This window comes from Halalkalirubrum salinum (assembly GCF_005543295.1).
Taxonomy (GTDB): Archaea; Halobacteriota; Halobacteria; order Halobacteriales; family Haloferacaceae; genus Halalkalirubrum; species Halalkalirubrum salinum.
On sequence record NZ_SRSG01000026.1, the window covers coordinates 22,109 to 36,353 of the forward strand.

The following is a 14,245-nucleotide window of genomic DNA, read 5'->3' on the forward strand; positions in this document are numbered from 1 at the left end:
AAATCTGACATATGATTTCTCATGCGGCGTTAACCGCCTGAATTCACCGGTAGCTTCGGCTGCGTAGAATGTTTATTGTCTGATAAGTTCGAAGCCTTTATGTACTCGTACGCGATAGTGGCAGGTACACTATGAGCGAAGCAGAATGCGTCGAATGCGGGGCCGAACTATCCCTGCACGACGATCTGGAGGCTGGAGAGATCATTGATTGTGGCACCTGCGGTGCAGAACTCGAGGTTATCGATACGGCACCACCAGTCCTCGATCGAGCCCCCGAGCTCGAAGAGGACTGGGGTGAGTAACAGTGCACGTCGGGATACTCTACTCACGGATTCGCCGGGATGAGAAGCTGCTGTTGAACGAGCTGCGCGATCGCGGCCACGAGGTCGAAAAGATCGACGTCCGCAAACAGCAGTTCGGCCTCGACAGGATGACCACTGACGTCTCCGAGTTGGATCTGGTGATCGATCGGTGTCTGGCGACGAGCCGATCGCTGTACGCCACAGAGTTCCTCGACAGCTACGGCGTCACCGTGATCAACAACCCACGGACCGCCGACATCTGTGCGGACAAGGCCAAAAACAGCCTCGCGCTTGCTGAGGCGGGCGTGCCCACGCCCAACACGAAGGTCGCGTTCACGACCGACGCGGCGCTTGAGGCGATCGAGGAGTTCGGCTACCCCTGTGTTCTCAAGCCGGTTGTCGGCTCGTGGGGGCGGCTGATGGCCAAGATCGACTCCAGAAACGCCGCCGAAGCGATCCTCGAACACAAAGCGACCCTCGGCCACTACGAGCACAAGGTGTTCTACGTCCAGGAGTTCGTCGACAAGCCGGGCCGTGACATCCGCGTGCTCGCAACTGACGGCGAGCCGGTGGCCGCGATGACGCGATCATCGGAGCACTGGCTCACGAACGCCGCCAAGGGCGGCAAGACCGCGGCGTTCGAACTCGACGAGACGGCGCTCGATCTCGTCGAAACAGCCAGCGACGCGGTCGGCGATGGGCTGCTCGGCATCGATCTGATGGAAGTTGGCGGCGCGGGCAGCGGCGAATACACCGTCCACGAGGTCAACCACACGGTCGAATTCAAAGCGCTGAACGACTCGACCGACGTCGACGTGCCTGCGCGGGTCGTCGACTGGCTGGAGACGAAGGCGGCCGAATCAGACGCGGCGGAGGCACCGATTGCATGAGCGAGGACACCCCGATCGACTCGGAGACGCTGTCGGCGGCTGTTATCGGCGGCTCTGGGTTCACTGGCGGTGAACTCCTCCGGCTACTCGCTGGGCATCCGAATTTCGAGATCGCCCAGGCGACGAGCCGATCGTACGACAACAAGACCGTCGGCTCGGTCCACCCGAATCTTCGGGGACTCGACCTTCGCTTCTCCTCGCCGGAAGACCTCGACTCCGTCGACGTGTTGTTCGCGGCGACGCCCCACGGCGTGTCGATGGGCCAAATTGACGAGTTCTTCGACCACGCCGACACCGTCGTCGACCTCTCGGCGGACTTTCGGCTCAACACCGAAGCACAGTATGAGGAGTACTACGACGGCCACAGCGCACCCGAATATCTCGATCGCAGCGTCTACGCGCTCCCCGAACTCACCCGTGAGGCGCTGCCGGGCGCAGACCTCATCGCCTCCGGCGGCTGTAACGCGACCGCGACGATCCTCGGATTGAAGCCGCTTTTCGACGCCGACATCCTGGGTGGCTCCGAAGACATCGTCGTCGACGTGAAGGTCGGCTCCTCGGAGGGTGGTGCCGGCGGCGGCCCTGCCTCTTCCCACCCCGAGCGATCGGGCATTGTCCGCCCGTACGCGCCGATCGGCCACCGCCACGAGGCCGAGATCGAACAGTTCCTCGGGCTCTCGGTTTCCTTTACTGTCCACGCGGTCGATATGATCCGCGGCGCCTCGGCGACCTGTCACGTCTTCCCCGACGGACCGGTTTCGAAAGGCGATCTCTGGACGGCCTACCGCGGCAGCTACGAGGACGAGCCGTTCATGCGGCTCGTCGCCGGCGGGGGTGGCGTCTACCGCTATCCGGAGCCGAAAGCCGTCGCCGGGACGAACTACGGCGAGGTTGGCTTCGAGCTTGACCCCTCGAACAAGCGGATTGTCGTCTTCTCGGCGATCGACAACATGATGAAAGGATCGGCGGGCCAGGCGATCCACGGCGCGAACGTCGCGCTCGGACTCGAAGAGACCGCTGGCCTCGACTTCATCGGACTTCACCCGGTTGGCGCACCCTGAGACGAACCGACTACGTTCGACACTCGACACATGGAATCCACGTACACGCGCGAGGACCTCCTCGCCGCACACGACGAGCTCATCGATGCGGTCGATGAGACGGGAGCACAGCCCGCCGCTTCGGCGAACCAGGTACGCACCGACGGCGGCGAGCGGCGAGCTCCGCCACTCGTCGTCAAGATCGGCGGCGCACGCGCGGTCGATCCCGAAGGGGCGATCGCAGATGTCGCCCACCTCGTCGCGAACGGACGGGAGGTTGTCGTCGTCCACGGCGGCTCGACGGCCGTCGACGAGACGCTCGAACGGCTGGGGATCGACCCGACGTACGTCGAGACCCCCGGCGGTGTAACCGGCCGCTTTACCGACGCGGAGACGATGTCGGTGTTTTCGATGGTGATGGCCGGCAAGCTCAACACCGAGTTGACCGTCGCGTTCAGAAACGCCGGCGTCGACGCGCTCGGGCTCTCCGGCGTCGACGGCGGGCTGTTGACCGGGCCACGAAAGTCCGCGGTTCGAGTGCTCGAAGACGGCAAAAAGAAGATCAAACGCGGCGATCACTCTGGAAAGATCACGGATGTCAACGTCGACCTCCTCACGGGAGTGCTCGCAGACGGCTACACCCCGATCGTCTCTGTGCCCATACTGGGCGAAGAGTCAGACGGGAGCGTAACCGCGGTCAACGCTGACGCGGACCGCTCGGCTGCGGCGATCGCCGGTGCACTCGGCGGGGAACTAGTCCTTTTGACGGACGTCTCGGGGATCTACGCGGACCCTGACGATCCGGACACGCTCATCGACGCAGCGACGACGCCCGCCGAACTCGACGCGATCGAGTCGGCGGCCGAGGGGTTCATGACAAAGAAGGTCATGGCCGCCACAGAGGCGCTCTCGGGCGGGGCGACGACGGCGATCGTCTCAGACGCCAACGCCGACAAGCCGATCGTCTCGGCGGTCAACGGGGCGGGAACGCACATCGACGCGAGCGCGCTGGCAACAGAATCAGCGGGAAGCGACCCCGCAGAGGTGGACCAATGAGTGGCTTTGTGTTTTCTGAAAAACCGATCACGATCGAATCCGGCGAGGGACCATATCTCTACGACGACGCTGGCAACGAGTACCTCGACTTTGGGGCGAACTACGCGGTCGCGCCGCTCGGCCACAGCCACCCGGCGGTGACCGAGGCGGTCCAACAGCAGGCTGAGACACTGACGTACGTGCAAGCGTCGTATCCGACCGAGGTTCGCACGGAGCTGTACGATCGGCTTGCGGACGCCTCTCCGGAGGGAGCGCTGCCAAACGTGTGGCTGTGTAACTCCGGGACCGAAGCCAACGAGGCGGCGATGAAGTTTGCCCGCGCGGCCACCGGGAACTCGAAGATTATCGCGACGAAACGCGCCTTCCACGGGCGGACGATGGGCGCGCTCGCGATGACCTGGAAAAAGAAGTACAAAGCGCCGTACGAGCCGTTAGCCGGCGATATCGAGTTTGTGACCTACGGCGACGACGAGGAACTGGCCGAGGTGGTCGACGAGGAGACCGCGGCGGTATTTTTAGAACCCGTACAGGGCGAGGGCGGTATCCATCCGGCGACGATCGAGTACCTCGAACGCGCTCGTGAAATAACCGACGAGACGGGGTCGGCGCTCGTGTTCGACGAGATTCAAACCGGCGTTGGCCGGACGGGAACGCTTTGGGCCTGCGAGCAGGCCGGGGTTGTCCCGGACATGCTCACGACCGCGAAGGGCATCGCCAACGGCATGCCGCTCGGCGCGACGCTGTGTGCGGACTGGATCGCCGAGAACCACGGCGACCACGGCTCGACCTTTTCGGGCAATCCGGTCGTCTGTGCGGCTGCGAACGCGACGATCGAGACGCTCCTCGCCGAGGATATCCCAACCCACGCCGGCGACGTCGGGGCGTATCTGATGGAGTCGATGGAGACTGCGGCCGCCGACCACGACCTGCCGGTTCGGGAGGTCCGCGGCAACGGGTTGATGATCGGGATTGAGGTGAAACGGGGGGCCAACCGGGTACTTCGCGACCTCGCGCTCAATCACGGCGTGTTGGCGCTGCCGGCGGGTCGGACGGTCGTCCGGCTCTTACCGCCGCTCATTATTGAGGAGTCTCACGCTGACGAGGTTGTCGACGCACTCACGGAGGCACTATCATGAGCGCAGTCTACGAACCCGTCTCGGCGGACGCCCACCCAGCGTTGACCACCGAGGGGCGGACGCTCCTGTACGAGCTGGTGTCGACGCCGTCGGTTTCCGGTGCGGAAGCCGAAGCGGCCTCGCGGCTCGTGGAGTTCTTCGAGGCGCACGATCGGGAGGCGTTCACCGACGCGGTCGGCAACGTCCACGCGCCGGGTGACGATACGGCCCTTTTGACCTCACACATCGACACGGTTCCCGGCGAGATCCCCGTCGAGATCAAAGACGGCGAGGCGGGGCCTGAGCTGTGGGGCAGAGGCAGCGTTGACGCGACGGGACCGCTCGCGGCGATGGCCGTTGCTGCTGTCGAGACTGGGGCGTCTTTCGTCGGTGTCGTCGGCGAGGAGACGAGCTCCCGGGGCGCGAGACACCTCGTCGAGACGCGCGAGGAACCTGAGGCGGTCATCAACGGCGAACCGTCCGGGTGGGACGGGATTACCCTCGGGTACCGCGGCTTCCTCGCGGGAACGTACGTCGCGACGAGCGAGTCGGGCCACACCTCCCGGCCGGAGCCGAACGCAATCCAGCACGCGATCGGGTGGTGGAACCGTGTCGAGGCCGTGTTCGATCCCGACGAGTGGCGCCCAACGTTCGAGCAGGTGACGACAAAACCCGTCGGCTTCGACGGCGGCGTCTCCGTTGACGGGCTGTCAATGGAGGCGACTGTCGACGTGCAGTTGCGGGTGCCGCCGAACCTGACGATCGACGAGGTCCGCGAACTCGCCGACGCCGAACTGGAAACCGGGACGGTCAACTGGAAAGAGCCGATCCCACCGGTGATGACAGACCCCCGAACGCCCTTGGCGCGGGCGTTCCGCGTCGCGATTCGTGCGACCGACGGTGACCCTCGGCTGCTCAGAAAAACCGGCACAAGCGATATGAACCTCTACGCGGCTGACTGGGACTGTCCGATGGTCACCTACGGGCCGGGCGACTCTTCCCTTGATCACGCCCCCGACGAGCATCTCCCGCTCGCGGACTTCGATCGAGCCGTCGACGTCCTGGTGTCGGTCTGTGAATCCATGGAGGTGGGCAAATGAGCCTCTCGATCGAGCACTTCCTCGACATCGACGATCTGAGCGCCGCGGAGCTTGAGACGGTCCTCGATCGGGCTGAAGCCATGAAATCCGGCGCAGACGACGCCCAACTCCCCCAACAGACGCTCGGGATGCTCTTCGAGAAGCCGAGCACCCGGACGCGGATCTCCTTCGAAACCGGGATGACGAAACTCGGCGGGCACGCGATCTTCATGGGTCCAGAAGATATCCAGCTGGGTCACGGCGAACCGCTGAAAGACACCGCCAGAGCGGCCTCACGCTATGTTGACGGCATTATGGCCCGGCTGTTCGCCCACGAAGATATCGAGACGATCGCCGAGTACAGCGAGGTTCCCGTCATCAACGGCCTCACCGACGACGCCCACCCGTGTCAGACGCTCGCAGATCTGTTGACGATCCGCGAGCGCTTCGACGAGGACGTTTCGGTCGCGTGGGTCGGCGACGGCAACAACGTTGGCCAGTCGTTCGTCATCGGCTGCGCGCTCGCCGGCATTGAGCTGACTGTCGCCACGCCGCCCGACTACGGGATGGACGACGACGTGCTCGATCGCGCCGCCGAGATCGGCAACCCACCCGCGGTGACCACAGATCCAACCGAGGCGATCGAGGGTGTGGACGTCGTCTATACCGACGTGTGGGTCAGTATGGGACAGGAAGACCGACGCGAGGAGAAGCTGGCGGCGTTCGAGGGCTTTCAGCTGAACGAGACGCTGCTTGCGGGCAGCGACGCAAAGGTGATGCACTGTCTGCCCGCCCACCGCGGCGAGGAGATCACCGACGCCGTCGTCGAGAGCGATCGGGCGATCGTCTGGGATCAGGCCGAAAACCGCCTGCACGCCCAGAACGCGCTGTTGGTCGAACTGCTCGGCTGATCTGGTCGAACTACTCGGCTGATCGTATTAGTCGAACAACTTGAGCGATCGGTCGCACTCACCTGCCTCTGCGCGGTGGTTTCGGCAAAAAATATCGATCCCGTTCGCTGAATTTGGTATTCGTCGACTGATTACTCACGCATGGTTGCGTACACCGCGCCGAGTACAATCCCGTAGACCGTGTGGCCAACAAGACTCTCGACACCGATGTTCGGCAGCGGCGGCGCACCGGCGAAGCCGACCGCCGACAGCCAGATTGGCATCACAAGTACCGCGAAGATCACCCACACCGCAATCCCGTATACCGTGCCGGTTGCGACTGTTTTCCCGATCGACGCGTCCGATTCGAGGGCGACACCGGCGATCGCGGCGAACACGAGCCCGAGAACTGCTCCGTGAGACATGTGAATAATCCAGCCGATCGCACCTGCCGGTCCCTCGATACCGTACAGCGCTGGAATCGCCATCTGCAGCACCATCGGTGTCATGAGGCTCATGAGCGCCCCAAAGGCGAGTCCGCCGGCCAACCCACCGACGACACCCGGCTTCCAGCTCTCTGAGTCGGTCACTGTGCTTGCTGTCGCTGATTCAGTTTGTGTCGACATACGGTTAGTAATCGCGAAGTTACCGGAAAGGATTGCTGCTATTGTGCGGCGATACTGCACATCCTTCGGGTTGGCACTGTTTCATGTTGCCCTGTGGGTTTGCAGCCGAGGGTTTTAGCCGGATCGCGGCGAATCACTCCCTGTGGCAGCCGTCGACGACAGCCTTCGGTTCTTCCCCTACAAGGAGCCGTACCCGAACCAACGGGAGGCGATCGATCGGATTGCGAACTCGCTGGCGCGCGGGCAGGATGTCCTGCTCGAGGGCGCGCCGGGGACTGGCAAGACGCTCTCAGCGTTAGTCCCGGCGCTGTCGTTCGCCCGCGAACACGACAAGACGGTGGTCATTACGACAAACGTCCACCAGCAGATGCGCCAATTCATCGAGGATGCCCGCGCGATCACCCGGACCGAGCCGATCCGGGCGGTCGTCTTCCGCGGCAAGTCCTCGATGTGTCACATCGACGTTGGCTATCAGGAGTGTCAGTCGCTGCGCGACACCACCCGATCGCTCGTGGACAAACAGGCCGATCGGGCCCAGCTCGAACGCCGCGAACAGGAGCTCCTTGAGGAGGGCCGCGAGGGCGACACAGACGCCACCGAGGCCCGAGGGGCGATCGTCGAGGAACTCGAATCGGTCGAGGCAGAGATCGACGATGTCGCAGAGACGAACGTCTGTGACTACTATTACAACAACCTCACCGACGACACTGACGAGTTTTTCTCCTGGCTCTTCGAGGATGTCCGGACACCCGACGAAATCTTCGAACACGCCGGCAGCCAGGGCTTTTGCGGCTACGAACTGCTCAAGGAGGGCCTCGAATCCGTCGATCTCGTGGTTTGTAACTACCACCACCTGCTCGATCCGATGATCCGCGAGCAGTTCTTCCGGTGGCTCGATCGCGACCCGGCGGACGTGATCACCGTGTTCGACGAGGCCCACAATATCGAGGGGGCCGCCCGCGACCACGCGACACGGACGCTGACAGAGAACACCCTCGCCTCGGCGATCGACGAACTAGAGGGAACAGACGACTCTCGCGCCCAGCCGGCGCTGAACGTGATCGGTGCGTTCCACGAGGCGCTCATCGAGACGTACGAGTCGTCGTTCGGCTTCGGCGATCGCGAATCCGTCGGCGACGCCTGGACGGACGTCCCCATCGCGAACGAGGACGCCCGCGACGAGCTTACGCTTGCGTTCCTCGATCGCTACGAGGGCAAAGGGATTGGTATCGAAACTGAACTGGCGATCCAGCTGGGGCAGGCGTTCGACGAGGAGTACGAACGAGCGTACAAGGAAGGCGAAGCAACTACGCGCGCAGAGTCGTCGACGCTCGAGGCGGCGACGTTCATCAGCACGTGGATGGACGAAGGTGCCGAACTGGGCCAACATCCGGTCCTCGGCGTGCGTCGAGACGCCGGCACCGACGAGGTCTACGGCCGCGCAGAGTTGTACACCTGCATTCCCCGAGAGGTAACGCGCGGGCTGTTCGAGGAGGTGTACGGGAGTGTGCTCATGAGCGCGACGCTTCGGCCCTTCGACGTCACCGAGGACGTCCTCGGGTTGGACAACCCTGCAACTCTCGCGTACGGTCTCGAGTATCCTGAACAGAACCGCCGGACATACGCGGTCAAGACGCCGGCGTTGTTCGCCAGCGAGCGATCGAACCCCGAAACCCAGTCGATTATCGCCGACCTGCTGTCAGACGTAATCCGCTTTACGCCTGGCAACACGCTCGCGTTCTTTCCCTCCTACGCCGAAGCCGAACGGTACCACGGGCGACTCAGCGGTTCGATCGGCGGGCCAGCCGCAGGCGACCTCGGCGAGTTGCTGCTCGACGAGGCGGGCGTCCCGACCGAAGACCTCCGCCAGCAGTTCGTCACGAGCGAGGATGCGGCGCTTTTCACCTCGCTTTGGGGCACACTCGCAGAAGGTGTGAGCTTCGACGGCGACGACGCCCGCACTGTCGTCGTGGTCGGTGTTCCCTATCCGCACCTTTCAGAGCGAATGGATGCCGTCCAGGCGGCGTACGATCGCATCTACGGCGGCTCCCCCGGCGGTCGCGACGCCGGCTGGGCGTACGCCGTCGAGATTCCGACGATCAGAAAGACCAGACAGGCGCTCGGCCGGGTGATCCGATCGCCAGAGGACTTCGGCGTCCGGATTCTCGCGGACAAACGCTACACGAACGCCGATATGGGCAAATACAGCGTGCGAAAGGCATTCCCAATCGAGGAACGCGAGGAGCTAACCGACATTGCGCCCACGAAGCTCAAGTTCGCTATGCTGAACTTCTTCAGGGATCACGACGCCTACGACGGCGAGCCGCCCGCCCCGTAGTCGGCTGCAGTGCGATCGTCCGGCGATCGCACGTGGTTCCAAACTGTCCACTCGCTCCGCTCACTCCTCTGGCGGCCACTCGATGCCGTGCTCGGCCAAGAACGCACTGAAGGCGTCCTCGTCGAGGATCGCGACGTCCTCGGATTCCGCATCATCGCGCTTTCGTTGTCCAGGATTCTCGCCGATCACGAGGTAATCAGTGTTGCCCGAGACGCTGCCGGTTGCGTTCGCGCCGTGGCGCTCGACGAGCGCCTGGGCGTCGCTTCTGGGCGCCGACAACGAGCCGGTGAACACGAAGGTGAGCCCGTCGAGTTCGTCGCTGCCGGTGTCTGTCTCGACCGACTGCGGCTCGACCCCGAGCGCCAGTAGTTCTTCGATCACTGCCTCGTTTTCTGGATTCTCGAAGAAGGTCGCGATCTTTTCGGCGACGATCGGCCCTACGTCGTCAACCTCGGCGAGCGCCGCCTCATCGGCATCGGCGATCGCCTCAAGCGTACCGAACGATCGCGCGAGGTTTTCGGCGGTCGACGACCCGACATCGGGGATCGACAGCGCGGTCAAAAAGTCCGCAAGCGGCGGCTCGCGGGCGGCTTCGATCTCCGAGACGAGATTGTCCGCGCTCGTCTTGCCAAGCCCCTCAAGTTCGGCGATTGAGTCGCGATCGAGCCGATAGAGGTCCGGCAACGATTCGAGCAGGCCTGCTTCGCGGAGCTGTTCGATCCGCTCGGGGCCGAATCCCTCGATGTCGAGGCCCCCGCGACTGACGTAGTGTTCGATCGCTCGCACCTGCTGGGCCGGACAGCCGAGCCCGCCGGTACAATACGCGAGGGGTCCGTCGCGCTCGACTGCGCTGTCACAGACGGGGCACCGATCGGGGAACTCAAACGTCCCGTCTGCGTGTTTTTCCACCACCTCGTCGATGTAGGGGATCACGTCGCCTGCCCGCAGCACCCGGACCTCGTCGCCGACGTCGACGCCGAGTGATTCGATCTCGCCGGGGTTGTGGAGCGTCGCCCGCGAGACCGTCACGCCACCGACCTGGACGGGCTCTAACAGCGCAACCGGGGTGAGCCGACCTGTCCGGCCGACCTGGACGACGATATCTGTGATCCGTGTGACCTCCGTGCGAGCGGGGAACTTGTAGGCGAACGCCCACCGGATCGATCGCGCCGTCGATCCCAGCGCCTCCCAAGCGGCCGTGTTGTCAACTTTGATCACGACGCCGTCGATCTCGTAGTTCAGTGACTCGCGGCGCTCGCCGAGCGCGTTGCGGTACTCAATTGCACCCTCAATATCGTCGACCTGCTCGGCCTCATCGTCGGTCTTCAGCCCCCACTCGTCGAGCGCATCGCGCTCGTGGCCGTGCGTCTGTGGACGATCGATCGCCTCGTCCTCGAGCACCATGATGTCGTAAAAATAACAATCCAGTGGCCGCTCGGCGACCACCCCGGGATCGAGCTGGCGGATCGTCCCTGCGGTCGCGTTTCGGGGGTTCGCAAAGGGCTCCTCGCCGCGCTCGACGCGCTCGCGGTTGTACTCACGGAAGCCATCTTTCGGCATCACCACCTCGCCGCGGACCGCGAGGAAGTCGGGGGAGTCACTGCGGAGCCGGCCCGGAATCGATCGGATTCTCCTCGCCTGGGCGGTGACGTCGTCACCCGAGCGGCCATCGCCGCGGGTGGCTGCCCGGACGAGTTGGCCGTCCTCGTAGACCACCTCCAGAGAGATTCCGTCAAACTTCGGTTCGCAGACGTAGCCGATTTCCACCGGATCGAATCCTGCCTCCCGCAGCCGGCGGGCCGTTCGTTCGTCGAACTCGCGGACGGCAGCGGCCTCACCGCTTTGGTCGATCGACAGCATCGGTGCGGTGTGTTCGACCGTTTCGAGTTCGTCGACGGGTTCGCCGCCGACCTGTGCGGTGGGGCTGTCGGTCCGATCGAGGTCGAAGGCCTCTTCGAGTTCGACGAGTCGTTCGAACAGCCGGTCGTAGACGCGATCGCCAATGAGTGGATCAGACTTGACGTAGTAGCGGTAGTCGTGTTCGCGGATCGCCTCTCTGAGCTCGTCAGCCTGCGCTTCGGCGGCCTCTCGTGAGAGGGACTCGACCGGCTCGAACTCCGTCGGTGGGTCGAACAGATAGGGATTCGACCACTCAGACAGCGTGGAGTCTGTTGGCATTGATTAGGCTAGGATCTCCAGGGATGAAAAACCGATCAGGATGTCGCCGCGCCGTGGTCATCCGCGGATTGTGCGATCGTCGAACAGCGATCGGCTTTCGGCGACTATCTGCGACACATTTGCGCGAACAGCGATCACTCATGCTGCATGCGTTCGAACAGCGATCACCCATGCTGCATCCGCTCGAACAGCGATCGACGTCCGCGTTCGAGCCCGTAGCCGACCGCGAGTAACGTGGCACCTGCGACGACGAGCGCGATCGGCCCCGAGAGGCCGTCGATGACGGTTGACAGGAGGAACAGCCCAAGCTGTGCGACGAACGCAGCGATCGCCGCGTTGACGAGTGCCGTCGATCCCGCGGTGTAGCCCGCCCAGACTGAAAGCACCAACACGGCTAAACAGATTGCGTTGAGCACGAATACGAGCGGATCGCCGGCGAGCACCGCTGGTGGGGCTCCCGCCAATGCGATCGCGCCTGCGGCCGCGGCACCGCCGAAGGCCGGCCATGCGAGGCGATCGACCCACCGTGACTCTGCGGAATCTCGCCGGGTTGCAAGCGCAGAGAGCGCGAGAACGATGGTCGCCCCAATCGCGATCGGGCCCCATACCCGAACCGGCTCGAACGGGGACGTTGTGGCTGCGAAGCCGTCGCTGATTGCCCACAAAAGCGGGATGACGATCCCGAGGAGTCCGACGAACCGGTAGGCGTCGGCGACTCCCTCGTCGCTTGCACCCAGCGGCGCGGTAGCGATCGCCGCCAACAATGTGCCGTACGCCGCCACGGACACGAACGGTACCACCGGGGTTGACAGCGAAATCACGAGCGCTCCGACGACGGCCAACCCAAGTACTGTCGCCAGTCGTGACGCAATGAGATGCCCCGCAGGAACTGCGACGATCGCCCACGCCGCCAGCAGGACCCTGGGCTCGATTGCGAGATCGTACAGGTCAGTGAGCATGAAAAGCGCCAGTCCGACGAGGCCGCTACCAGCAGTCCACACCGCGGCTCCCGACCGGGGTGCCACGCGCGTCGACCACAGCTGCCAGCCGATTGCAAACGAGCCGATCGGTGCGACGACCAACAGGGCCGCGCGGGCTGTCCGGGAAATTGTGGCCCAGTTGGCGGTGAGATAGACGACAATTCCTGCCGTCACGAGAACGGCGCCCATCAGCGAGACGATCGCGACGAGCCGCGATCGTCCGTAGACGAGCTGATCATCAGTCGTTAATCGGTCCCTACCGGCCTGGCTGCCTGCGGCATCGCCATCTTCGGTCTCCGGTTCGGCCGGCTGCGATTCATACCGCGACCTGAGTATTTCGGCCTGCTTGTCAGTGACAAGGCCTTCGGTCTGCCAGCGATCGACCTCCCGAGCGAGCCACGCCCACTGCCGGGGAGCGATCTCGATCGGCTCGAGTTCAGGCATCTCGACGTCTGAATCCGTTCCCCACAGCTCGGTCGGATCCGCCGTTGACACTGTCTCGTCCTCGTTGGATGGGTCGTCTGTGGGGGCCATACGCGGCTCAACACGCTGGGGCTACTAAAAACGGCACCCGAATTTTCTCACTCCGAGTCGTCTTCTTCGGGCAACGAGAGGACGTTCTCGCGGCCAAGTCGGAACCCGTCGAGATCGCCCTCCTCGCGGAGCCCTTTGGTCACCTGGCTCGTCTTGGCGTCGGTCCATCCCAGCTCCTCGGCGACGGCCTGTTGTTTCATCCGCCCGCCGTTTTGCGCTAACAGTTTGATGACCTGCTCTTCGTTGCTCAACAGCTCTTGATCGATCGCGTCGGCTGTTTCGTCGGTCTCGTCCGCGTCTGCGGTGTCAGCTTCATCGGCAGCTGTTCCAGCAGTTCCACTGGCGGCTGCACCGGTCGTTCCGTCAACCGCGGCCGGTTCTGGTACAGTACCCTCCGCGTCGTCCCCGCGTCGCCGCCTGTAGAAGAGTATCCCTCCAGCAAGCAGCGCGAGGATAACTGCCGCGGCCGCGAGTCCACCGAGGGGGCCGATCGCCGACAGGAGCCCGCGCTCGGCCGTGACTATCTGTGGCTGTCCGGAGCCGAACTCGGTTGGCCCAGACCACATGACCGATTGATCGCGGGTCTCTGTGGGGTTCGGTGAGGCGGTTTCGAGCGCATACGATTCCGGCCACGAAACGAGCAGGCGGGTGTCTTCATCGAGGAACATCCCCTCGATTGCGTCGCCGATCACGAGTTGATCGTCCGCTGTCGTGGCAAATCCCTGCCACTGGAACTCGTAGCTGATGACGCCGTACTCCCGTGGCAGCTCGCGGCGATCGGCGCTCACGGTCATCCCCGTTATTGCCATCTCTCGGCCAGTCGCCGCCGAGGCCTCCTCGGCGGTCGTGTTCATTCGGTCTTCGAACCTGGACTCGTACTCGCTGGGATCGGCCGCGATCTCGTCGGCGATCGCTTCGAACGCCTGGACGTCCTCGTCGGTCGTCAGCTCGGTACGGTACTCGATCGTCCACCTCGCGGTCCCGTTCGCTGCGACGTCGACTGATAACAGGATGTCATCGGGATCAATATCAGTCTGTTCGAGCGCCGTCCCGTCGAGCTGTGTGCGATCGACGGTCTCTCCATTTGGCATTGCCCCCGTACTCGCGGTGACTGCGCCGACGCCGATCGATGCGGCGATGAGCAGCCAGCATACAACCCCGACGGTGACGATTCGGCGCACGGACGGGTCAATGATTTGCCCCAATAAAACGGTTGT

The 14,245-nt window shown here is 63.9% G+C and carries 12 protein-coding genes; 8 read left to right on the top strand and 4 right to left on the bottom strand.

Features of this window, described 5'->3' with window-relative positions; translation table 11 throughout:
- The first annotated feature begins 131 nt into the window (after window positions 1-131).
- From lysW to argF, 7 genes are read left to right on the top strand one after another with little or no spacing between them, the layout of a single operon-like run.
- Window positions 132-302, top strand: a complete 171-nt coding sequence (gene lysW / locus E5K03_RS10760; RefSeq protein WP_137198131.1) for a lysine biosynthesis protein LysW — start codon at window positions 132-134, stop codon at window positions 300-302.
- Window positions 303-304: 2 nt separating this feature from the next.
- Window positions 305-1,192 (top strand): lysine biosynthesis protein LysX, encoded by an 888-nt coding sequence (lysX, locus tag E5K03_RS10765; RefSeq protein WP_138006855.1) that lies wholly within the window; start codon window positions 305-307, stop codon window positions 1,190-1,192.
- Complete coding sequence (argC, locus tag E5K03_RS10770) at window positions 1,189-2,253, top strand: N-acetyl-gamma-glutamyl-phosphate reductase (RefSeq protein ID WP_138006856.1); 1,065 nt, start codon at window positions 1,189-1,191, stop codon at window positions 2,251-2,253. The genes lysX and argC overlap by 4 nt, the downstream gene beginning before the upstream one ends.
- Before the next feature lie 30 nt (window positions 2,254-2,283).
- Window positions 2,284-3,288 (top strand): acetylglutamate/acetylaminoadipate kinase, encoded by a 1,005-nt coding sequence (locus E5K03_RS10775; protein WP_138006857.1) that lies wholly within the window; start codon window positions 2,284-2,286, stop codon window positions 3,286-3,288.
- Complete coding sequence (locus E5K03_RS10780; RefSeq protein ID WP_138006858.1) at window positions 3,285-4,424, top strand: aspartate aminotransferase family protein; 1,140 nt, start codon at window positions 3,285-3,287, stop codon at window positions 4,422-4,424. The genes E5K03_RS10775 and E5K03_RS10780 overlap by 4 nt, the downstream gene beginning before the upstream one ends.
- On the top strand, window positions 4,421-5,503 hold the full coding sequence (locus E5K03_RS10785) for a [LysW]-lysine hydrolase (RefSeq protein ID WP_138006859.1): 1,083 nt from the start codon (window positions 4,421-4,423) through the stop codon (window positions 5,501-5,503). Before E5K03_RS10780 ends, E5K03_RS10785 begins: the two co-directional genes overlap by 4 nt.
- Window positions 5,500-6,393, top strand: a complete 894-nt coding sequence (gene argF / locus E5K03_RS10790; RefSeq protein ID WP_138006860.1) for an ornithine carbamoyltransferase — start codon at window positions 5,500-5,502, stop codon at window positions 6,391-6,393. Before E5K03_RS10785 ends, argF begins: the two co-directional genes overlap by 4 nt.
- 131 nt (window positions 6,394-6,524) lie before the next feature.
- Here argF and E5K03_RS10795 read toward each other — a convergent pair whose 3' ends face one another.
- A complete protein-coding gene (locus tag E5K03_RS10795) occupies window positions 6,525-6,998 on the bottom strand; it encodes a DUF6789 family protein (protein WP_138006861.1) in 474 nt (157 codons plus the stop codon).
- Window positions 6,999-7,140: 142 nt separating this feature from the next.
- Between E5K03_RS10795 and E5K03_RS10800 the strand changes: the two genes are divergently transcribed.
- Window positions 7,141-9,336, top strand: a complete 2,196-nt coding sequence (locus E5K03_RS10800; RefSeq protein WP_138006862.1) for an ATP-dependent DNA helicase — start codon at window positions 7,141-7,143, stop codon at window positions 9,334-9,336.
- Window positions 9,337-9,396: 60 nt separating this feature from the next.
- Here the strand turns inward: E5K03_RS10800 and ligA are convergent, their stop codons facing one another.
- The 3 genes from ligA to E5K03_RS10815 all read right to left on the bottom strand — a co-directional run bounded on the left by ligA (window position 9,397) and on the right by E5K03_RS10815 (window position 14,209).
- Complete coding sequence (gene ligA / locus E5K03_RS10805) at window positions 9,397-11,514, bottom strand: NAD-dependent DNA ligase LigA (protein ID WP_138006863.1); 2,118 nt, start codon at window positions 11,512-11,514, stop codon at window positions 9,397-9,399.
- 164 nt (window positions 11,515-11,678) lie between these two features.
- Window positions 11,679-13,028 carry a DUF2157 domain-containing protein gene (locus tag E5K03_RS10810; protein ID WP_138006864.1) on the bottom strand — a complete coding sequence of 450 codons (1,350 nt, stop codon included), beginning with the start codon at window positions 13,026-13,028 and terminating at the stop codon, window positions 11,679-11,681.
- Window positions 13,029-13,075: 47 nt separating this feature from the next.
- Entirely contained in the window at window positions 13,076-14,209 is a 1,134-nt protein-coding gene (locus E5K03_RS10815; RefSeq protein WP_138006865.1) for a DUF7345 domain-containing protein, read from the bottom strand.
- Window positions 14,210-14,245 lie beyond the last annotated feature (36 nt).

What these genes read in the sequence shown, in the direction of transcription:
- lysW (WP_137198131.1), top strand. Translation starts at nt 132, where the DNA reads ATGAGCGAAGCAGAATGCGTCGAATGCGGGGCCGAACTATCCCTGCAC.
- argC (WP_138006856.1), top strand. Translation starts at nt 1,189, where the DNA reads ATGAGCGAGGACACCCCGATCGACTCGGAGACGCTGTCGGCGGCTGTT.
- E5K03_RS10775 (WP_138006857.1), top strand. Translation starts at nt 2,284, where the DNA reads ATGGAATCCACGTACACGCGCGAGGACCTCCTCGCCGCACACGACGAG.
- E5K03_RS10780 (WP_138006858.1), top strand. Translation starts at nt 3,285, where the DNA reads ATGAGTGGCTTTGTGTTTTCTGAAAAACCGATCACGATCGAATCCGGC.
- E5K03_RS10785 (WP_138006859.1), top strand. Translation starts at nt 4,421, where the DNA reads ATGAGCGCAGTCTACGAACCCGTCTCGGCGGACGCCCACCCAGCGTTG.
- argF (WP_138006860.1), top strand. Translation starts at nt 5,500, where the DNA reads ATGAGCCTCTCGATCGAGCACTTCCTCGACATCGACGATCTGAGCGCC.
- E5K03_RS10795 (WP_138006861.1), bottom strand. Translation starts at nt 6,998, where the DNA reads ATGTCGACACAAACTGAATCAGCGACAGCAAGCACAGTGACCGACTCA.
- ligA (WP_138006863.1), bottom strand. Translation starts at nt 11,514, where the DNA reads ATGCCAACAGACTCCACGCTGTCTGAGTGGTCGAATCCCTATCTGTTC.
- E5K03_RS10810 (WP_138006864.1), bottom strand. Translation starts at nt 13,028, where the DNA reads ATGGCCCCCACAGACGACCCATCCAACGAGGACGAGACAGTGTCAACG.